The following is a 20,276-nucleotide window of genomic DNA, read 5'->3' as shown; positions in this document are numbered from 1 at the left end:
GGCAGCCGGGGAGGGGAGAGAGATGGGGGACACCCGTGATGACGATGGTGTGCAGCGTGTCGTACGGGGGGAAGGGGAAGAGCCGGAGGAGTGGACCGGGTCGGGGGCGCCTGATCAGGACGAGACGACCCGTGGTCACGATCTGTCCAGGTGGTCCGAGGGAGACGAGGAGCTGCAGTCCGAGGGCGATGAGGAGTTGGAACTGCCGGAGCCGTTCTCCTCGCCCCTGTGAGCCGCCGCGTGTCCCCGTGCCGTCCGGGCATGTCTCGTGCTCCTTCCACGGACGTGGCCCGTGCCCGGCACGCTGGTAGGTCTGCTCGCGGTGCTGCTCGCCGCCACCCCCGGCTACCTGTACCTCTTCGGCTACGAACGGCGTACACCGCGAGAGGCGCTCAGCCCCGGGCGTGAGGTAGCCGAGATGGTGGCCGTGGGGGCGTCCAGCACGCTCGCCGCCGCGCTCGGCGTGTTCGCGCTGGCCGAGGTGTGGAGCGCGCTGCTGTCCTTGGAGCAGTTGGTGACGGGGCGGCGCGCGCTCGTCGCGCACCCGTGGGCCGCGCTGGCCACGGGGGCACTGGTGCTCGGACTCAGCGCGGCGCTGTGCGCGGGGCTCGGACACGTCCTGGGAGGCCGCACCGCGTACGCGACGAAGAACCGGGCACGGCCGGGAACGGTGTGGCACGGGGTGCTCACGTCCCCGTGCCACGGGAAGGACGAGCACGGGGCGCGGGTGGAGACGCGGCGGTTCGTCGCCGTGCACCTCCAGGACGGGCTGCGGGTCGAGGGCTACTTCGAACGGGTCTCCCGTGACGCCGACACCGGGATGCGGGACATCGCGCTGAGCAGGCCCATCGCCCTGACGCCGAAGGGCGGTGAGCGGCGGGCCTCGGCGGCGGCGACGGTCATCGTGCCCGGCGCGCTCGTACGGCTGATCGAGACAGGGCCGCCACCGACGGCGGGGCCGGGGTGAGCGGAGGGAAGCGCCGATGCGCAAGTTCATACTTTTCGTGGAGTTCCTCGCGGCGGTCGTCTTCCTGCTGTCACTGCCGAGTACGTGCGCCCCGTCGGGGCCGCCGGCACGGCAGCAGGTGCCGTGCTGCAACGAGGTCACCTGTTGGTGTTGACACTCCGGCCGGACTTCCGCGTCCCCCCGGTCGACGGCCTGGTGGTGGGGACGCAGCGGGGGTTCGGCACGGGTGAGGTCCACGAGGCCGGGTACGTCGCCCTGGGCATCCCTTTTCCGCGCTCCTGCGCGGCCGTCACCGCGAGGAAGGCGTGGGCGGACACGGCGCGTGTGCTGTGCCGGTACCAGCCCACGCAGCGGCGGACCCCGTACTGGTCCAGGCCGCACTCGTTCTTCGCGCTCCGGAAGCACTCCTCGGTCTTCCAGCGGCATCCGGTGACGCGGACCAGGTCGGTGGCGGCGGCGTCCAGCGGGGCGCGGACGACGAGCCGACGTGCTCTTCACCACGGCTCCACGACGGCACCCTCCACGGCCCACAACCCACCCCCCACGGGGTGACGAGACCCATGGGGGTGCCACCGAGGGGTGAGCACGCGGTCCGTCTCCCCGATCTCACGTACTCGGATGGATCTGAGTACGCGTGCGCTGTCCGACGGCGGCGTGCGGCGGGACGCTCGAGGCATGCATCAAGGACTCGTGAAACTGCTTCCCCGGTTGACGTCGACCCTCGTGCCGGCCGTGACGGCGTCGGTGATGTGGGCCGTGTGGCTGGGCTGGGACCAACACCGTGACGTGCACCCCGACGGCTCGTCGACCGGTCCGTACGAGGCGTGGCAGGTGATCGGGCTGGTGTTGACCCTGCTGGCGCCGGTGTGCTGGGCGGTGTTCCGGAACCACGCCGCGGGCGCGGTGGCCGGCACCACGACCGGCCTGACCGCTGCTGCCTTCCTGGACTGGTCGGACGACGGCAGCGGCCTCTTCGTGGTCGGCGTGGGGATGGTCATGATCGGCAGCCTCGCCGTGACCGCCGTTGTTTCCTCCGTGACGACCTTGGTGACACGGCACGGGCGACCGGTCCAGGCGGATTGACCCGAAGCGTCGTCGACGCGGCTGACGGGTGGCCGGCCGCCGAGTGCGGTGCGGCAGCGGCGGTGGTCGTAGGCGTGCGGGAAGTCCGCTCCTGACTGAGTCAGAGGCCGGCGCGGCTCCTTCCGGCCGGGATCCGGCTCATCGGCGTGGACCGGCCCGCCCCCGGCGCCTCCGCCCCGTCCCCCGGCGGGACCCTGGCCGACCGGGCCGCCGACTCGACACCCGGCACCTCGCCCAAGAGCGGGTCCACCGCACGCGCCCGGGGTTCACCGGAGGTGTGAACGGCGGCCGTTCACACTGCGCCGGTGACGCGGAACACCGGCCAGCCGATCTCCGTCCGCCAGTGGGCCGCAACGGGGGTGTCGCGCGGGCCGACGAGGTAGCTCTCGTACACCGGACCGGCCACGGCGAGAGCGTGGTCGGCCACCCACCTGCCGAGCTCGCCGTAGGTCACGTCGATCGTGTCATGGGCACCCGTATGAACCGAGACCGCGAGTTCCGCCTCCGGCAGCTCGGTGCTGCGGACCCGCCCCACGGCCGGTACGGGCGCGGCGATCGGGACGTGCACGAGGACGTTCCCCCGCCCTTGGGTGAACAGCGCGTTGTCGTAGAGCCCGCCGGCAGGCCCCACCGGCTCTCGGACGACCGTGTCGAGCTCGGCCATCGCGCCCGCGTACCAGGCGAGCACGTCCGCGTGGGCGACGGTGGCCTCCACCGCGGCCACGAGCCGTGCGGGCACCTGCCGCAGCTCGACGGCGGCATCGGCCGGCTCCGGACGCAGCAGCCGCTGCAGGGAGGCGACGGCCGCCCGGGTGCGCGCCAGCTGCTCCTCCAGCCGTTGGAGGTGTTCGGCCACGAGCACTGCGCGTGCGGCCGGGTCCTGTGTGAGGAGGATCTGCCGGACGTCCGCGAGCGGCACATCGAGCTCCCGCAGCCTGGAGATCACCTGCGCGGTGGGGATCTGGGCGGCGTCGTAGTACCGGTAGCCGCTCGACGGGTCGACGTGGGCCGGCTCCAGCAGCCCCGCCTCGTGGTAGCGGCGCAGAGTCCGGACGCTCAGGTGGGTCATCTGTGCGAATTCGCCGATCGTCAGCACGCGTCCTACTGTGCACCCTCCCTCAGGGGGAGGGTCAAAGAACTTGCCCCTCCCCCTGAGGGAGGGTGCACGCTCACGTGCATGACCAGCACGGCACCCCCTTCCCCCGATTCCGAGGGGCGTCTCGCCCTCGTCACCGGCGCAGGCAGAGGCACCGGCGCCGCGATCGCGGCACGTCTTCGCGCGGCCGGTGCCACAGTGCTCGCCACGGCGCGCACAGCGCCTGCGGACGCCGCCCCCGGACACTCCTTCGTCGCTGCCGACTTGACGTCGCCCGAGGGCATCGACACGGTCGTCACCGCCGTTCGCGAGCAGTTCGGGACCCTCGACGTCCTCGTGCACACCCTCGGCGGATCCCACTCGCCCGCTGGAGGGTTCGCCGCCCTCACCGAAGAGCACTGGCAGGACGAACTCGCCCTCAACCTGCTGGCTGCGGTCCGCCTGGACCGCGCGCTGCTGCCGGCGATGCGCCGGGCCGGCCACGGCGCCGTCATCCACGTGTCGTCCATCCAGCGTCGGCTGCCGCTCTTCGACGCCACGCTCGGCTACGCTGCCGCCAAGGCGGCGCTGACCACCTACAGCAAGGGGCTCGCCCGTGAGCTGGCCCCTCACGGAGTGCGCGTCAACGTCGTCTCTCCGGGCGCGATCGAGACCGAAGCGGCTACGGCCCTCGTCGCCCGCATCGCCCGATCCCGGGCCATGGACCACGCAGCAGCCTGGAAGCAGGTGCTGGCGGACCTCGGCGGAATACCCCTCGGCCGCCCCGCGCGCCCCGAGGAGGTGGCCGAGCTCGTCGCCTTCCTCGTCTCCGACCGGGCCAGTGCCATCACCGGCGCCGAGTACACGATCGACGGCGGCACCGTCCCCACCATCTAGGCCCGCCCACACCGGCGGCGACCCCACAGTGACGAGGAGAGAGATGGCTGTGCCCCCGCCCGACCCCGGACGCCTGCCAGGTGTCGTCCAGGCCTACCTCGACGCGCATGCCCGGGGCGACGTTCCGGCAGCGGCCGAGTGCTTCACCCCGGCCGCGGTGGTCGTGGACGACGGCAGCACGTACCGCGGCCGCGAGGAAATCCGCGGCTGGCTCAGCCGCTCCTCGGCCGAGTACACCTACACGACCACTCCCACCGCCGCCGTCCGGCGCAGCAGGGAGCACTGGAATGTGACCCAGCGCCTCGAGGGAGACTTCCCCGGCGGCGTCGCTGACCTCAAGTACGGCTTCACGATCGACGACGCGCGCATCACCACACTCGTCATCAGCCCCGCACAGCCGTCTCCCGGGTGACCCGGAGACCCCTCTCGTCCGCCGGCGGGACGCGTCCCGCCGGCGGACGACGGCTGCCCGCTCCCTCTGCCGGGAGTCCGGAGCCGCAGCCCCTGCCGTGATGCCGGCTGTGCGTGGCACACCCCTGCCCCGCCGCCGTCGGACGGTCAGGTGTCTGCCGGCGCTCCAGGTGGTCCGGCATGGGCTCGACGGAGCGTGTGCCGGCGTCCGGCCGCAACGACAGCGCGAGCCGCTCCGCGACGTCCTCGACCAGCACCACGTCCGGGTCGGTCCGGCTCAGGAACCGCCCGCCGATCGCCTGGTCGACCAGGTCCTGCGCGGTGTCGGGTGCGATTCCCCGGCGGCCGAGGAACCACATGAGCACCTGGCGGCGATGCCCGTGCCAGCCGTTGCCGCAGCCAGTACGGTCGGTCACCCGCAGGGTCGGATTCCGGGCGGCGCGCTCCCACGGGGTCCGCTGGTCCCGAGGTCGGCCGGCTCCAGCGGGTGCGACTCGAACCACCCGGTGAGGCTCTCCAGCCATCCGCGCCACTCGCACAGGGCGGCGACGCGGGCGAGCGTCTCCTCCGGGGTGGTGAGCGAGTCCCGCGGGCAGCGCCGGTTCCCCGCCGGCCCTCCGTCGAAGTGCCCTTCGTCGTGGGCCCAGCGCCGGCCCACCGTCCGACGCCCGTAGTGCTGGACAAGGGCGTGCGCCATGGCGTCGGCCCACAGTTCGGCCTCGCCGTGGCTCCAGGCGCTCGTCGCCGGGTCGGCGAAGGGACATCCGGGCGGCGAGGCACACACCTGGCCGGTCCGAGCGAGTGAACCACCTGTACCGCCGACGCGCCGTGGGGTCCACCCCGTCCCAGCTCAGGAAGCGAGGAGCCGGTTCAGTGGTCACCGCGCAGGCGTGCGCCGCTGCCGGTCCGGCTCACCACCCTGCGCAGCTACGACACCGTGACCGGTGCCCTGGAGGCGTCGGCCCTCCGCCCTTGAGACACCCCAACGCCGAAGTCGCCTGATCCGGGACGGCACTTCGGTGCGTGCGGTTTCGCCCCCGAGGCCGGAACCCGGCGCGGAGAGAGGCTCGTGTGAACGATGTGCCCACCGACCCGAGGCGGCGCAGCTCATCGACCCGCTGGTGGCCTCCGAGGGAGGCCGCGTCTCCCGCAGTCTCGGCGCACCCCTCGGGCAGTGGTGCTGCGACGACCTCGTGCGACGGTGAGACGGTGCACCGGGAGGGGGGGCGGGACCGCCCAGCCCTGCCTTCGGTCGGGACCGGGCCGAGTGGCCAAGCCCTGTCGTGTCCGGATCAGGACATGTGCGGTGCGCCGGACAGCAACGGGCGAGGGGAGCGCCTCATTGCTCCGGCTGATCGACTTGTCAGGGGTAGGTGGCACACGAGGAACGCACCGGCAGATGTGCGGTGGCGACATTCGCGTAGGAGCTCTGCAAACCTTTCATCTCAGAAACAGCCATGTGAACGGCCCATATTCTTGACTGTTCCACTATGTCTGAAAACTCTTTCATTCACTTGCGCAAGGCATGCGGAGATCATAAGGATGGCGTTCGTCAGGGCCCTGGCAGACCGTCCCCTCGTCCCATGGAAGGACGTTCCTCATGAACCGCAGCCGTCCGCAAGATCGCCTGCGCCTGGGGCTGGCAGCCGTGTGCGCCCTGCTCCTCGGGTTGCTCGCGGCCCCGCAGGCATCGGCCGTACCGTCCGCACGAGTGGCTGGGAACTCCGTCGTGGCGACGTTCAACGTCACCACGTACACCCAGTGGGGCCAGCAGGTCTACGTCACCGGCGACCGGCCGGAACTCGGCTCGTGGGACCCGGACAAGGCGGTGCCGCTCTCCTCGGCCGCCTACCCGACCTGGTCGGCCACCGTCGTCCTCCCGGCGAACACCCCTGTGGAGTACAAGTACATCATCAAGGGCAACAACGCCCCCGTCGTCTGGGAGAGCGGCCTCAACCGCAGCACGGTCACCCCGCCGACCGGCACCTACATTACTCACGAGAACTTCCGCAACTGATCGTCTGACGACGAGGGGCCGGGCGGTCGGACCGCCCGGCCCCTCGTGGGACACGATGCGGCCGCCCGCGTCCGGCCCTCGCCGGCCGAGACCGCCACCGTCCTGCATCACGAGACCACCGCGCCGGGCAACCGTCCGCCGAGGAGGCGCGCCTTGCTCAGCGCGCCGCCCCGCCCGGCTGCCGATGACACATGCCGACGCCCGGTCCGACCGCGAGCGGCGCACCGACATCAGCGAGAGCGTCGTCCCGTGACCGATGGGCATGCCCCTGAGCCGCCGTCCGGTACCAGCCTGCTGCGGTGCGGGCACAGCGAACCCGCCCGGCTCCTCCACCGGCAGCTTCTCCCCAGGCCCGCACGGCCTCACGCCGGGAATTCACCGCGCTGCCCCGGCCCGGCACCACCGCTGCCCGCCGGGCGCGGAGCCCTTCGCGTCCGGCCTCCACGGCGGTGGCTGTCAGTGCTCCAGCCGCAGTCCGCCGTGATGGTCGTGCAGGGTGTACGGCCCGACGTCCGGTCGGCGGAACCGGAAGAGGCACTTGCCCGGGGACGGACGGTCACCGCACGGTCCGCGCATCCGATGGGACGTTCGGACCGTGCGGGTGACGTCAGACGCCGGACGTGCCGGCCATCTCCGCCAGGACGGTGCGCCAGTCCTCGCCCGGTCGCTCCCGCAGGGACGGAGCCAGCCGATCGGCCCGGTACCGCCAGTGGTGGTCGAGGTCCGGATGCACGTCGTCCGTCTCAAGGACCGCCCCGACGACACCGTCCCCGGTTCCCGCACCGCCGGGGTGCAGCAGCTCGACCAGCCGTGCAGTGAGGTCGTGCCAGGACACATGGCCGCCGACGGCGTTCGCCACCCCGTGCACGGGCGCGTCGAGGCACGAGGTCACGGCCCGCGCCAGGGCGGCCGCGTGCACCCAGGGCGCTCCGTACCAGGCGTGGCCGCGGGCCCCCGGCCCCGGCAGACCGACCGGCCGTCCCTGCCGCACGGCTTGGTAGAGCACACCGGTCGCCCCCCAGCGCAGCTGGTCGCGCAGCCGCTGGTGCGGGCCCCACACCAAAGGGGAGCGTACGGCGCTCGCGCCGCCCCGGCCCCCGGTGCCGGCCGCTTCCAGCAGTATCCGCTCGCAGTCCAGCTTGGCCCGGCCGTACGGGCTCAGCGGCTGCCGTGACGGTGCCCCCTCCGCCACCAGGTCCTCGGCGGGATGCCCGTAGGCGTCGACGCTGCTGACGAAGACGAACGGACCGCGCCGCCAGGCTTCCACCATCGCCCTCATGGCCGCCACGTCCACCTCGGGACGGACGAAGGTGCACGCGGCGTGGATCACCGCGTCGGCGCTCGCGACCGCCGCGCGCAGACCGTCCAGGTCGGCGAGGTCGCCTTCGACGACGTCCACCCCCTCCCCGTCTACCAGGTGCGCGGACTCGGGCCGGGCCAGGGCGAGCACGGGACGTCCCCGCGCGGCCAGTTCCCGCAGGACGAAGGCGCCGACGCCACCGGTCGCGCCGGTGACCAGGACCGTCCCCTCACACACGCCCCGGGAACGCGCCGGGCGGGTGGGCGCGGCCGCTGTGGCCCGCTGCGCGGCCCGTTCCTGCAGCAGGGCGGCCAGAGCCCGGGGTGTACGGGCCTGGAGGATGTCCAGCCCCGTCAGCGGAAGCTTCAGCGCGGCCCGCAGCCGCTCGGCGAGCCGGACCGCGGTCAGCGAGTGGCCGCCGAGGTCGAAGAAGTCGTCGTCGGGCCCCGGCACCGGGCAGTCCAGCAACGCCGCGAACGCCTCCGTCACGGCCTCCCCGAGCGGACCCGCCGGGGCGGGGACGGGCGGCAGGCCCGGCAGCCGCGACGTGTCGGTGGCGCCCCGGGCCGTACGCGGCATGGCGTCCAGCAGGGTCACGGCCACGGGCACCGACTCCGGGGGGAGCGACGCCCGCAGGGCCGACCGCAGGTCGGCGCGCGAAGGGCCCGCGACACCGCGCAGTACGGCGTACGCCAGGAGCGGTCCGCCGTCCGGTTCGACGACGACGGCCTCCGCCACCCGCGGGTGCGCGAGCAGCAGCGTCTCCGCCGGATGCCCGCCCCTGACGGGTGCGTGGTCCCCCCCGGCCGGCCGGCCCGCACCCCGCGCCGGGGTGGGGGACTGGGCGTGGGCCCGGACGGGGAGCCGGGACAGGCGCGCCCCGGGGTCGGAAGCGACCGTGGTGAGGAGTTCGGCGAAGCCGTCGGCCAGCGAGGCGGCCGTCGCCTCGTCCAGCACGGCGCGGCCGTACTGGACGAGTGCGGCGGGACCGCCCGTGTCGAGCAGGCCGAACGACAGGTCGAACTTGGCCTCGCCGACACCGACGTCCACGTGCTCGCCCCGGGTGCCGGGCAGCCGCAGCACCGTGGGCTCCGCCACGACGTCGCTGGTCACCCGGACCAGTGCCGTCCCGTCGGCGGCACGGGCGGCGCCGCCGAGGCGCTCCACGACGAGGTCGAACGGCACGTCACGGTGGCGCTGGGCCTCCAGCAGCGCGTCCCGCACCCGCTCCACCAGGACGGTGAAGGCCGGGTCGCCGGACGTGTCGACGCGCACCGGGAGGGTGTTGACGCACAGGCCGACCAGGCCGCGCATGTCCGCCCCCCTGCGGTGGGTGCTCGCCACACCGATGAGCAGGTCGTCCTCGCCGGTGAAGCGGTGCAGGGCGGCGAAGGCCGCGGCGAGGACCGTGGTGAACAGGGTGGCCCGGCACGACGCGCCGAGCGCCCGCAGGTCCTCCGGCACCCGGGACCCGAGCGGCACGGTACGGACGCCGGCGGACCGGACGCCGACGTCGGCGGGCGGGCGCACGGGGCGGGGCAGCGGGGGCGGCGCGGCCCCCTCGAGGCGGCCGGTCCAGTGGCGCAGCCCCTCCTCGAACCGGTCGGCCGCCGCGTGTTCACGGCGCGCGAAGTCCGCGTAGCGGAGGGGCCGCGTGACCGGTTGCGGATGCGCGGCGCCGGTGGCGCCCGTGGGACGGCCGGCGGCGGTCGCGTAGAGTCCGGCCACCTCCCGGGCGATGATCTCCAGTGAGGCGCCGTCGACCGCGATGTGGTGGAACGTCAGCAGGACCGTGTGGTCCTCCGCGCCGTGCCGCAGCACCAGGACCCGCGGCAGGGGCCCGGCGGACAGGTCGAACGGCCGGTGGGCCTCCTCGACCAGCAGGCCGTGGGCGTGCTCCGGGTCCGTCTCCACGACACGCGCGTCGAGCGTTCGTGGCGCCGGGAGAACCTCCTGGAAGGGTTCCCCGTCCCGCTGCCCGTACCGCGTGCGCAGGATCTCGTGGCGGTGCACGAGGGCGGTCAGCGCGGTCCGCAGCGCGTCGAGGTCCAGTGGACCGCGCAGCCGGGTGGCGAAGGGCACGCTGTAGGAGGCCCCGCCGTGACCGAGCCGGTCCATGAGCCACATGCGGCGCTGGGCGTGGGACAGCGGTGCGGGACCCCGGTGGGCGTCTCCGGGGGCGCCGGCGTCTCCGGAGGACCCACCGGGACGGCTCGCGGCACGTTCGCGGGCCCGGCGCAGCAGTTCCCGCTGAAGGGCCACGGCCGTGGCCCCCGGGGTCTCAGCGGCCATCGCGGTGCTCCTCGGTGCCGGGGCGCAGATCGTCGTGGGCGGCGAGCAGGGCCTGCTCGACCAGGGCGGCCTGGGCGGCCACCGTGGGGGCGGCGAAGAAGTCGGCGAGCGCCATGTCGACACCGAGTTCCTCCCGCAGGTCGTCGGTGACGACCAGGGCGAGCAGCGAGTGCCCGCCCTGGTCGAGGAAGTCGGCGTCGGGCCGGGTGATCCCGCGGCCCAGGGCACGGCTCCATATCCCGGCGACCGCCTGCTCCAGGGGCGTCAGGGGAGCGGCCGGAGCGACCGCTCCCTCCTGCCCGCCGAGGTCGGCGAGGGCGCGGCGGTCGATCTTTCCGGACGGGGTCAGCGGAAGGCTGCCGACGACCGTCACCTCGTCGGGGACGAGGTGGGCGGGCAGGACCGCGGCGAGGCGGTCGCGCAGCGCGCCGGGCGGGGGCACGGGACCGGGCGCCGCCACCACGAACGCGACGAGGCGGGCGTCGTCCGGGCCGGGCCGGTGCACGGTGACGGCCGCGTCGTCCACGTCGGGCTGCCGGCGCAGGACGTGCTCGACCTCCCCCGGTTCGACGCGGAAGCCGCGCACCTTCACCTGGTCGTCGGTCCGCCCGTGGAAGTCCAGGACGCCGTCCGGGCGGACGGAGACGAGGTCGCCGGTGCGGTACAGGCGTCCCAGCTCCGGATGGTCGACGAAGCGCTCGGCGGTCAGGTCGGGACGCCCGGCGTACCCGTGCGCCAATCGGCTGCCGCCGATCCACAGCTCACCTCGCGCACCGTCCGCGACGGGCCTGCCGCCGTCGTCCAGGACGTGTGCGGTCGCACCCGCGATGGGCCGGCCGATCGGCACCGGGCCCTCGCGGTCCGCGCCGCTGACCCGGTGCGCCGTGGCGAACGTGGTGGTCTCCGTGGGTCCGTACCCGTTGACCAGCTCCAGCCACGGGAACGCCTCCAGCACCTGACCGGCGTGCTGTGCGGACAGTGCCTCCCCGCCCACCACGACCGCGCGGAGCACCGCGAACACGCGGGACCGCCGGGCGGCGAGCCGGTGGAAGAGCGCCGTCGTGAGGAACGCGACGGTGACGCCGTGGCGCTCCACGTGCCGGGCCAGGTCCTCGAGCGAGGGCCGGTCGACGGTGCAGACCACCACGGCGGCCCCGTTGGCGAGGGCCCCCCACACCTCGAACGTCGACGCGTCGAAGGTCATGGGGGAGTGGAAGAGCACCCGGTCACGGGCGGTGAGGGTGACGTAGGCGGGCTCGGACACCAGCTCGGCCACGGCCCGGTGCGGCACCGACACGCCCTTGGGACGCCCGGTCGAGCCGGAGGTGAACATGATGAACGCCGCGGCGTCGGGACCGGGTTCGGGCACGGGTGCGAAGGAGTCCGGCAGCGGTGCCTCCTCCGGCAGCGCGAGGACCGGACCGGTGAGGGCCGCCGCTTCGAGGAGCTTGCGCTCGCCGACGGTCAGCGTGGCTCCCGCGTCGGCGGTCATCGCCTCGGAGCGGGGGCGCGGGTGCGCCGGGTCGAGCGGTACGCAGGTGGCGCCGGCCCACCACAGGGCGAGCTGGGCGACGACGGTGCGCGCCGAGCGCGGCATCAGCAGCGCCACGCGGTCGCCCGGCCGGACACCGTGCGCGCGCAGGTGGGCGGCGAGGGCCCGGGCCGAGGAGACGAGCCGGGCGTAGGTGAGGGTGGTGTCACCGTCGACCACGGCGAGGGCGTCCGGCGTTCGTCCGGCGTGCCACGCCACGAGGGCGGGCAGCCCGGAGGCGGGTGCCGGCCTGGGGCCGCCGGAGGCGGCCCGCACGTGTCGGGAGGGCATGGGTCCTTCTCCAAGAGCGGTGTGGGTGCGGGTGGTCATCTCAGGCTCCCGGCCCTCGCGCGGCCCCGCGGCGGCGGTCGACGAGAGCGGCGACGGCGCGCAGGTCCGGCTGGCGCAGGAGTTCCGGCGCACGCAGGCGGACGCCGCTTCGCTGCTCGATGACGGTCAGCAGCCGGGCGGCGACGATCGACGTGCCGCCGATCATCGTGAAGTCGTCGGTCAGCACCGTCGCGGGCCTGGCGAGGAGATCGCGCACGGCGTCCAGGACGACCCGCTCGCCCGGTGTGGCGCCGTCCGGCACGTCGGCGCGGCCACCGGCGTCCGGGGCGGCCGCCTCGCGCGTCAGCCCGGCCCGGTCGACCTTGCCGTTGGCGTCCAGCGGGAAGGCGTCGACGATCCGCACGGCCGAGGGCACGGCCTGTTCGGGAAGCCACGCCCGCGCCCCCGCCAGCAGCGCCTGCCCGGAGGCGGAGGCACCGGGCGCGAGGCGGACGTACGCCACCAGGCGGACGGTGCCGTCGGGGCCGCGGGGTGCGGTGACCACGGCGCCGAGTACGGCCGGGTCCTTCTCCAGCGCGGCCTCGACCTCGGCGGGCTCGATCCGTACACCGCTGATCTTCACCTGGTCGTCGAGACGGCCGAGGAACTCCAGCGTCCCGTCCCGCCGCATCCGTACCCGGTCGCCGGTTCTGTAGAGCCGGTCCACTCCCGGGAGGGCCACACCGGGTGCGGGGACGGTGAAGCGGCGCGCGGTCAGCTCGGGGTCCACGTACCCGAGCGCCAGGCCGCTGCCGCCGATGCGGAGTTCGCCCTCCTCGCCCCGCGCCACGGGGCGGCCGTCGGGGCCGGTGACGACGACCGTCACGCCGGGCACGGGGCCGCCGATCGGCGGCGCCCCGGGACCTTCCGCCCCGGCGTCCGCGGCGCGCATGGCGTACGTGGTGGTGACGACGGTGGCTTCCGCGGGGCCGTAGGCGTTGTGGACGGTCGCGGTCACGTCGGCGCCCGGGCGGCGGCGCATCCGGTCGCCGCCGACGACGAGATGGCGCAGCACCAGGCCGTGCGGCCAGGGCTGCTCCAGCAGCGGCTCGACCATGGGGGTGGCGGCCACCGCCACGGACACGGCGGCCTCGCGCCACCAGGAGGTGAGCGCCCCGGTGTCCCAGCGGACGTCGTCGGGCGCGGGCACGAGCGCCGCGCCCGACGTCAGTCCCGCCCACAGCTCCAGCAGGTGCGGGTCGAACGCGACGCCGATGAGCAGGGACTGCCGGTCACCGGGCGCGAGACCGGTCTCGGCGCGGTACCAGCCGAGCAGGGTGCCGAGGGCCGGCTCGGCGACGACGACGGCCTTGGGACGGCCGGTGGAGCCGGACGTCAGCACCGCGTAGAACGCCTCGTGAGGCGCGCGGAGCGCACCGGGACGGGACGGGGCGAACGCCGCCACCACCGCTCCGGCCGCGTTGGCCCCGCCGTCCGGCAGGACCAGGGGGATGTGCTCGGCCGCCCGGTGCCGGGCGGGGAGCACGGCGGGGGCACCGATCAGGCAGGTGACGTCCAGGTCCTCGGTGACGGCGTCGACGCGCCGTTCGCCGGGGCGGGGCCCCAGCGGCAGGTACACCGCGCCCAGCCTGGCGACCGCCACGGCCGTCACGACGAGCGCGGCGGAACGGTCCAGGCAGACACCGACGAGGTCGCCCGCCCCGACCCGGTCGCGCAGCGCGGCCACGGCCTCGTCGGCGGCGGCGTCGATCTGCCGGTACGTCCAGGTGCGGCCGCCGTCGATCACGGCGGGGGCGTCCGGGGTGCGGCGTGCCCAGTCCTCGAACAGGGCGAGCGTCCCGGCCGTGGCGCCCTCGCGGGGCGCGGGACCGCGCGCGACGCTGAGCGCGTCGTCGCCCGGGGAGGCGGGGGTGGGGACGGCAGGCACCGTCGGCCGGGTGCCGGGGGAGGCGGTCGGGCGGGTCATCAGGACTCCCTGGAGGGGACGGTGGCGGCGGAAGGGGCGGCGGCGAGCGCGCCGGCCTGGTCGGCGAGCACCGGGTGGCGGAAGAACAGCCGCATCGGCGGACGGTGGCCGAGCCGGGGCTCCAGCCAGGCCGCCAGTTGCGCGGCGCGCAGCGAGTGGCCTCCGGCCCGGAAGAAGTCGGTGCGCTCGTCGAAGTCGTCGTGGCCCAGCACCGCGCGCCAGCCGTCGGTGAGCAGCGCGGTCACCGGGTCGGCCGGAACCGTCCCGGTGCGGCCCCCGCCGCCCCGCGGGGCCTCGCCCCGGGAACGCGCCGCACCGCCCGGACCGGGGCCGTCCGTGGTCCGCACCGCACCGCCCGGACCGGCCTCGCCGGCCGTGCCGAGCTCCGCGGCCTCCCGGGCGAGCGCCGTACGGTCCGGCTTGCCGCCGGCCAGCACGGGCATCGTGTCCAGGCGCACCCACCGCTCCGGTACCAGGGCGGCCGGCAGCCGCAGCCCGAGCCGCGCGCGCAGCGCCCGCTCGTCCCACGCGCCGCCCTCGCCGGGGCACTCCACGAAGCCGACCAGCCGGGGCCCGCCGACGGCCTCGCGGTCCAGCACGACGGCACAGGGCCGGCCGCCCAGCGCGGCCGAGGCGGCCGCCTCGATCTCCTCCAGTTCGATCCGGTACCCGCGCAGCTTGACCTGGTTGTCCCGGCGGCCGAGGAAGTAGAGCGACCCGTCCAGACCCCGGTAGCCCAGGTCACCGGTCAGGTAGACCCGCTCACCGCCGAGCGCGTCGAGACGCGTGAACCGGGTGGCCGTGGTCTCCGGGTCGCCCACGTACCCCTCGGCGAGCCCGGCCCCGGCGATCGCCAGCTCACCCACCGCACCGTCCGGCAGGGGACGGCGGTGCTCGTCCAGGACGTGGACGCGTTCGCCGGGCAGCTCGGTCCCGAGCGGGACCTCCGCCCCGTCGGCCGGGGCTTCCGGCGCGATGCGGTGGACGGTGGTGGTGACGGCCGCTTCGGTGACGCCGTAGGCGTTGAGCACCGTCGCGTCGGTGTCCGCCAGGAAGGCGCGCAGCGCCTCGGCCGGAAGGCGTTCGCCGCCGAGCACGAGCAGGCGCGGCGTCCAGCGGCCGTCGCGCAGGACGGGCCGCAGCTCCTCCCGCACGGCGAGGAAGTAGCTGGTGGGCAGGTTGGCCACGGTGACGCGCGCGTCGGCCAGCAGCTCGGCCAGCTCGGTGCCGGTCGGCACCTCGTGCCCGGGGACGACGAGGCACGCCCCCGCGTACAGGGAGGGCAGGATCTCCTCCAGGGCCACGTCGAACACCGGCTGGGCGAACAGCAGGACCCGGTCGTCGCGCCGCAGCCCGAACCGCCCGGCCACCCCGGTCAGATGGTTCTCGAGTGCCGCGCGCCCGACGGCGACGGCCTTGGGGACGCCGGTCGACCCGGAGGTGTGGATGACGTACGCGGCGCCCGGCACCACGGGCGCCGCGTGCGCCTTCGGCAGCTCCGGCGCGTCCACCGCGGCGGTCGGCAGACCGCCGGGCACCGTGACGGGGTGGTCGGCCGAGGTGAGGACGAGGGCCGGGGTCAGACGGCTCAGCAGCAGTTCCAGGCGGGCGGGCGGGTCCGACGGCGACAGCGGGCAGTGGACCGCCCCGGTGCGCAGGCAGGCCAGCAGCACCACGACCGCGTCGGCGCCGCGCGGCAGCACGGACGCCACCGGCTGGCCGGCCCGCACCCCGGCGGCCAGCAGGCGTTCCGCGAGGGCGGTGACCCGGGCGTCGAGGTCGCCGTAGGTCAGGCGGCGGGCGCCGATGAGCAGGGCGGGCGCAGAGGCGTCGTGGGCGGCGACGGGATCGAGCGGGTCCGCGCCCGGGTCCGGGGCGGTGTCGCCCCCGGACCCAGCCTGCCCGTGGGCGGCCGCGGCGGGGGCCCGCCCGTCGGCGGGCCCGGGCGGCGCCAGGTCCGCCAGGGCGGTGCCCGGGGCGTCGAGGTAGGCCCGCAGCAGGTCCAGGAACCGGCCGGCCAGCAGCTCGACCACGTCCTCGCCGAACATGTCGGCGTCGTAGTCCCAGACCAGGGTCATTCCGGCGCCGCCGTGCCGGGGACCGACCCCGCGCCGGTCGTCCGGCAGCAGCACCACGTCCAGGTCGAACCTGGTGGTGCCCGTGTTGAACCCCTCGAACAGCGTGATGTCCAGACCGGGCGCTTCGACCTCGGGCAGTTCGGCGTCGTGGGCGCTGAACATCACGTCGAACAGCGGGTTGTCCGCGCCCGAGGTGTGCAGGCCGAGCGCGTGGGTCAGTTCCTGGACCGGTACGTCCTGGTGCGGCAGCGCGCGGATGAGGACGTCGGTCACCTCGTCCATCGTCTCCTCGGCCGGGGCGGCCGGGTCCAGCCGCAGCGGCAGGGGGATGGTGTTGACGAACATGCCGACGGTCTCCTCGTGCCCGCGGGGCCGGTTGCCCACCGCGGTGCCGACGACCAGGTGCGAGCGGCCGCTGTGGCGCCGCAGCAGTTCGGCGAACAGGCCGAGCAGGGTGGAGAACGGGGTCAGGCCGCGCAGCCGCGCGTGGCCGCGCAGGCGCTCCGCCAGGTCCGCGCCGATCGACTGCCTCAGCTGACCACCGTGGTGGCGGCGCCGGGCACCGGGACGGGAGAGGCCCGGCAGCGGCACGTCGTAGGGAAGTCCGCGCAGTTCGGCGGTCCAGAAGTCCAGCCCGGCGCGGCACGCCCCGGTCTCCCGGCTGCGGGCCCGCTCCTCGACGTGGTCGGCGTAGGAGGGCGCGGGCGGCAGGACGACCGGCTCACCCAGGACGTGGCCCCGGTAGACGGTGAACACGTCGTCGAGCAGGATCGCGAACGAGTGTCCGTCGTGGATCAGGTGGTGCTCCACGTGGATGAGCCGGTGGTGCTCGTCCCCGAGCCGCACCAGCGTCCAGCGCAGCAGCGGCGCCTCGTAGGTGTCGAGCGGGGTCTCCGCCTCGGTGCGCAGCAGTTCCCGGAAGGCTGCCTCCGGGTCGGTGTGCGTGCTCAGGTCGACCGTCCGCAGCCGGGGCGCGCACGCCCGGGCGACCCGCTGGCCGGGTACGGCGCCGGTGACGGCGACCAGTTCCAGGCGGAGGCCCGCGTGCCGGTCGAGCGTGGCGGCGAGGCCGTGGCGGAGGGCGTCCGCGTGGAGCGGCCCCCACAGGTCGAGTGCCGCGGTGAAGTTGTAGGCGCGGCTGCCCGGCTGCACCTGTTCGTGCAGCCAGACGATCTCCTGCGAGGAGGAGAGCGGAAGCATGGGCGATCCCTGGGGTTGTCGGGTCGGGTGAGGGCCGACCGGGCACGGTCGTACCCGGGTGGTGCGGGAGCCGGCCGCGGATCGCGCGGACGGGCCCCGTCGAGAGGGGGAGGCGGAAGGCGGTGCGAGTGGGGGTCAGCCGGCGGCCGGTGCCGTCGGAGTCTTTGCGCGGAGGGCTTCGGTGAGCGCGTCGAAGGCGTCGAGGGCGGTGCGATCGGCCGTCACGGCGCGGTCCCAGACCATGCGCAGGTGCAGTTCGCGCCCGTGGGTGACGGAGACGGCGAACGGTCCGCGTACGGGTCTGCCGTCGACGTGGACCTCCCGGCCCTCGACGCCGGCCAGGCGGAGCGAGGGGCGCTGTGCGACGTCGTCGACGGTCAGCAGCCCGTCGAGACGGCCGGACCAGCCGGACCCGGCCTCCCGGGCAGCGCGCACGACCGCGTCGAAGGGCACGTCGGCCCGGTCCAGGTCCTCCCACCAGGCTTCGGCGGTGGCTTCGGCGCCGGTCGGGTCCGCCCCCGTCACGGCCGGGAAGACCACCGTGTTGAGGAAGCAGCCGAGCACCCCCTCCGCGCCGGGCGGACGGCCGCCCCACGGATAGCCGAGCGGTACCGTGTGGCCCGGACCGTACAGGGCGCGCACGGCGGGGCGGCAGGCGTTCAGCAGGTCGGGGAAGGGCGTCCCGGCGGTGGGCGCGGGCAGCAGCGCCGAAGCCGAACCGGTCGGCAGTGCTCCGGCCGGGGGGAGGCCGTGCCGTGCGGCGGGTGCACGGTCGCGGACGGCCCGCAGCCGTTCGCCCCAGTAGGCCAGTGCCTCGGGCGACTCCGCACGCTCCTCGGCGTCCAGCTGGAGCAGTACGGCCTCGCGGTAGGCGGCCAGTTCGGCGGCGACCTCGCCGGGCGCCGGCGGCTGCGCCCGCGGCCCTTCGGCGTAGGCGGCGCCGAGTTCCCCGACGATCCGGGCCAGCGTCCGCCCGTCGCACGCCGTGTGGTCGAGGACGACCGCGAGCACCTCCGACGGCCCGCCGCCGTACGGGGAGGACGCGTGGTCCCGCTCACCGTCCGGCGTGTCGTCGGTGAGGAACAACCGCATGGGCGGGCCGTCGGGTGCCCACGCGCCCAGCGCCCGGCGCAGAGCCGTGCCGGCGTCCTCACCGGACGCCCGGGGCGCGCGTACGACCGGAACTTCCGGATCCGCCATGCGCAGCACGGGGGTGCCGCGTACCACGGCGGGACGGCCACGGAGCACGGGATGCAGGGAGGCGAGACGTTTCGCCGCGGCGGCGAGGCGCGGCGGATCCACCGTGCCGCGCGGGAAGGCGAAGAACATCGGGACGAGGTCCGGTCGCCCGGTGGGGTCCAGCGCGCGCACCAGTGCGAAGCGGCGCTGGGCTCCGGTCAGGGGCAGCAGGGCGGGGGCCCCGGCACCTGCGGTGAGTCCCCGATGGCGAGCCAGGTACTGGCCCGTGATGCTGGGCACGTGATCCTCTCCGTCGTCGGTCACGGTGTTGTCCGCGGCGTCCCGGAAGGCCGGGTCAGCCGAGTGGTGTCGTCCTGTCGCGCCTGTCGCGCCTGTCGCTCCCGGCCTCGGTCCCGGTGACGGTGGCATCGTCGGTGCCGGTGTCCGGGGCGGTGGGGTGCACGGCATCGGGCCCGGTGGGCAGATCGCGCATCCCGCGCAGCGCGGAGAGCAGCAGCGGCAGCGGTACGGCGAGGAAACCGACCGCGCAGCACAGCAGGGCGGCCCGGGCACCGAAGCCGTCGGCGAGCGCCCCGCCGGCCAGCGCCCCGAGCGGCAGCGTTCCCCACATCAGGAAGCGCAGGGTGGCGTTCATCCGGCCCAGCAGGTGAGGCGGGCACAGGACTTGGCGGAAGCTCACCTGGGCGACGTTGTAGACCACGGCGCCGAAGAAGACGACGCCCGAACCGAGCGCGAACAGAGCGGCACCCCCCATCCGCTCCGACAGTGGCCACAGCAGTGCGAACGGCCCTGTGACCAGGGGGGAGAGCCAGATGATCCGGGCTTGTCCGCACCGGGCGGCGAGCACGCCCGCGGTCGGCGCGCCCACCAGCCCGCCGACGGCCGCGGCGGACAGCACGAGACCGACCGCTCCGGGTTCGAGGCCCAGGACGCGGACCAGGAAAACCGTCTGGGTGGCCATCAGCAGCGCGGTGAAGAAGTTGCCGAGTCCGGTGGCGGCGGCGATCACCCGCAGCAGCGGCCGGCCCAGCACGAAGCGCAGCCCCTCACCGATGTCCGCGCGCAGCGACGTGCCGGGAACGGGTTCGGGACGGGGCTCCGACTGCCTGATCCGCCCCAGGCAGAGCGCGGAGAGGGCGTAGCCGACGGCATCGGCGACGACGGCCAGGTGGGCGCCGAGGAGCTGGACCAGGCCGCCGCCGAGTCCCGGGCCCGTCACCTGCGCGGACGACCGTACGGTCTCCAGCGCCCCGTTGCCCTTGACCAGTTGGTCCCGCGGCAGGAGGTGGGGCAGGAAACTCTGGTGGGCGACGTCGAAGAAGACGGTGGCGGCACCGGTGACGAGTGCGACGGCGTACAGCTGGGCCATCGTCAGGACGCCGGCCACGCCCGCCATGGGGACGCTCCCCATGGCCACGGCCCGTACGACATCCGCCCGGATCATCAACGGCACCTTGCGCATGCGGTCGACCCAGGCCCCGGCGGGCAACCCGATCACCAGGAACGCGGCGGTTTCGGCGGCCGTGAGCAGCCCGACCTGGAAGGCGGACGCGTCGAGTTCGAGCACGGCCACGAGCGGCAGGGCCACCAGGGTGACGTGAGCGCCGAACTGCGCGGCTGCCGCTCCGGCGAGCAGCAGTCTGAAGTCGCGCGTGCGCAGGGGGCCGTTGACCGCGGCACGGGATGTGACGGACATGTGAACGACCTTCGGTGAACGGTCGATCAAGAGTCAAAAGGAGATGGGTGCTTCTGGTCATTTCTTCTGGCATTACCGCTCGGTGTCGGAAAAATTTTCAGCGGATCGCGGTGTCCTCCGGATGAATCGCCGATGGCATGTCAAGTCCGCGACGACGGACGGCTCCGATCCGGCGGGTGGCGGCACCGGCCGGTGCGCGCCCGGCGGCTCGAGTGACCGTCATGTCCGAAAGTGATCACCTGCTTGGGGCGTGCGGTCGGAATTGATCACTC

At 74.7% G+C, this 20,276-nt stretch carries 14 protein-coding genes and 2 pseudogenes; 5 read left to right on the top strand and 11 right to left on the bottom strand.

Annotated elements, in window-relative coordinates; genetic code table 11:
* The first annotated feature begins 292 nt into the window (after nt 1-292).
* Entirely contained in the window at nt 293-967 is a 675-nt protein-coding gene (locus tag FHS37_RS32400; RefSeq protein WP_184827816.1) for a DUF6338 family protein, read from the top strand.
* 137 nt (nt 968-1,104) lie between these two features.
* Here the strand turns inward: FHS37_RS32400 and FHS37_RS41360 are convergent.
* Nucleotides 1,105-1,437, bottom strand: a pseudogene (locus FHS37_RS41360) (hypothetical protein); the annotation flags it as partial.
* Between the two features lie 205 nt (nt 1,438-1,642).
* Between FHS37_RS41360 and FHS37_RS32390 the strand changes: the two are divergent.
* Complete coding sequence (locus FHS37_RS32390; RefSeq protein ID WP_184827812.1) at nt 1,643-2,050, top strand: hypothetical protein; 408 nt, start codon at nt 1,643-1,645, stop codon at nt 2,048-2,050.
* On the opposite strand, the pseudogene FHS37_RS41200 reads toward FHS37_RS32390, so the two are convergent.
* Together FHS37_RS41200 and FHS37_RS32385 are read right to left on the bottom strand one after the other, a co-directional pair.
* Nucleotides 2,047-2,151: pseudogene (locus FHS37_RS41200) on the bottom strand (IS481 family transposase); the annotation flags it as partial. The gene FHS37_RS32390 and the pseudogene FHS37_RS41200 sit on opposite strands and share 4 nt — an antisense overlap.
* A gap of 191 nt (nt 2,152-2,342) precedes the next feature.
* Nucleotides 2,343-3,146 (bottom strand): MerR family transcriptional regulator, encoded by an 804-nt coding sequence (locus FHS37_RS32385; RefSeq protein ID WP_184827810.1) that lies wholly within the window; start codon nt 3,144-3,146, stop codon nt 2,343-2,345.
* A gap of 81 nt (nt 3,147-3,227) precedes the next feature.
* On the opposite strand from FHS37_RS32385, the gene FHS37_RS32380 reads away from it, so the two are divergent.
* Entirely contained in the window at nt 3,228-4,022 is a 795-nt protein-coding gene (locus FHS37_RS32380; RefSeq protein WP_184827808.1) for an SDR family oxidoreductase, read from the top strand.
* Between the two features lie 43 nt (nt 4,023-4,065).
* The gene (locus tag FHS37_RS32375) at nt 4,066-4,434 is read left to right on the top strand and encodes a nuclear transport factor 2 family protein (RefSeq protein ID WP_184827806.1); all 369 of its coding nucleotides are present in this window, start codon (nt 4,066-4,068) and stop codon (nt 4,432-4,434) included.
* Here FHS37_RS32375 and FHS37_RS32370 read toward each other — a convergent pair.
* Both FHS37_RS32370 and FHS37_RS32365 read right to left on the bottom strand, forming a co-directional pair.
* Nucleotides 4,406-4,849, bottom strand: a complete 444-nt coding sequence (locus tag FHS37_RS32370; protein WP_184827804.1) for a hypothetical protein — start codon at nt 4,847-4,849, stop codon at nt 4,406-4,408. The two genes, FHS37_RS32375 and FHS37_RS32370, sit on opposite strands and share 29 nt — an antisense overlap.
* Entirely contained in the window at nt 4,846-5,217 is a 372-nt protein-coding gene (locus FHS37_RS32365; protein WP_184827802.1) for a hypothetical protein, read from the bottom strand. The genes FHS37_RS32370 and FHS37_RS32365 overlap by 4 nt, the downstream gene beginning before the upstream one ends.
* Before the next feature lie 816 nt (nt 5,218-6,033).
* Between FHS37_RS32365 and FHS37_RS32360 the strand changes: the two genes are divergently transcribed.
* A complete protein-coding gene (locus FHS37_RS32360; RefSeq protein WP_184827800.1) occupies nt 6,034-6,450 on the top strand; it encodes a carbohydrate-binding module family 20 domain-containing protein in 417 nt (138 codons plus the stop codon).
* Between the two features lie 607 nt (nt 6,451-7,057).
* Here FHS37_RS32360 and FHS37_RS32355 read toward each other — a convergent pair.
* The 6 genes from FHS37_RS32355 to FHS37_RS32330 all read right to left on the bottom strand — a co-directional run bounded on the left by FHS37_RS32355 (nt 7,058) and on the right by FHS37_RS32330 (nt 20,004).
* Entirely contained in the window at nt 7,058-10,042 is a 2,985-nt protein-coding gene (locus tag FHS37_RS32355; RefSeq protein WP_184827798.1) for a condensation domain-containing protein, read from the bottom strand.
* Nucleotides 10,032-11,864 carry a non-ribosomal peptide synthetase gene (locus FHS37_RS32350; protein ID WP_184827797.1) on the bottom strand — a complete coding sequence of 611 codons (1,833 nt, stop codon included), beginning with the start codon at nt 11,862-11,864 and terminating at the stop codon, nt 10,032-10,034. Before FHS37_RS32350 ends, FHS37_RS32355 begins: the two co-directional genes overlap by 11 nt.
* Before the next feature lie 40 nt (nt 11,865-11,904).
* Nucleotides 11,905-13,830 (bottom strand): non-ribosomal peptide synthetase, encoded by a 1,926-nt coding sequence (locus FHS37_RS32345; RefSeq protein ID WP_184827795.1) that lies wholly within the window; start codon nt 13,828-13,830, stop codon nt 11,905-11,907.
* The gene (locus FHS37_RS32340) at nt 13,830-17,108 is read right to left on the bottom strand and encodes a non-ribosomal peptide synthetase (protein WP_184827793.1); all 3,279 of its coding nucleotides are present in this window, start codon (nt 17,106-17,108) and stop codon (nt 13,830-13,832) included. The genes FHS37_RS32345 and FHS37_RS32340 overlap by 1 nt, the downstream gene beginning before the upstream one ends.
* Before the next feature lie 135 nt (nt 17,109-17,243).
* Nucleotides 17,244-18,587: an amino acid adenylation domain-containing protein gene (locus tag FHS37_RS32335; protein ID WP_184827791.1), complete on the bottom strand. Its 1,344-nt coding sequence runs from the start codon at nt 18,585-18,587 to the stop codon at nt 17,244-17,246.
* 55 nt (nt 18,588-18,642) lie between these two features.
* Nucleotides 18,643-20,004, bottom strand: coding sequence for an MFS transporter (locus FHS37_RS32330; protein ID WP_184827789.1), 1,362 nt, complete (start codon nt 20,002-20,004; stop codon nt 18,643-18,645).
* Nucleotides 20,005-20,276 lie beyond the last annotated feature (272 nt).

The sequence above is a fragment of the Streptomyces griseomycini genome (assembly GCF_014203535.1).
GTDB classification, from domain to species: domain Bacteria; phylum Actinomycetota; class Actinomycetes; order Streptomycetales; family Streptomycetaceae; genus Streptomyces; species Streptomyces griseomycini.
The sequence above is the reverse complement of the archived record's forward strand: the minus strand, read 5'-3'. Positions and strand labels throughout refer to the sequence as shown.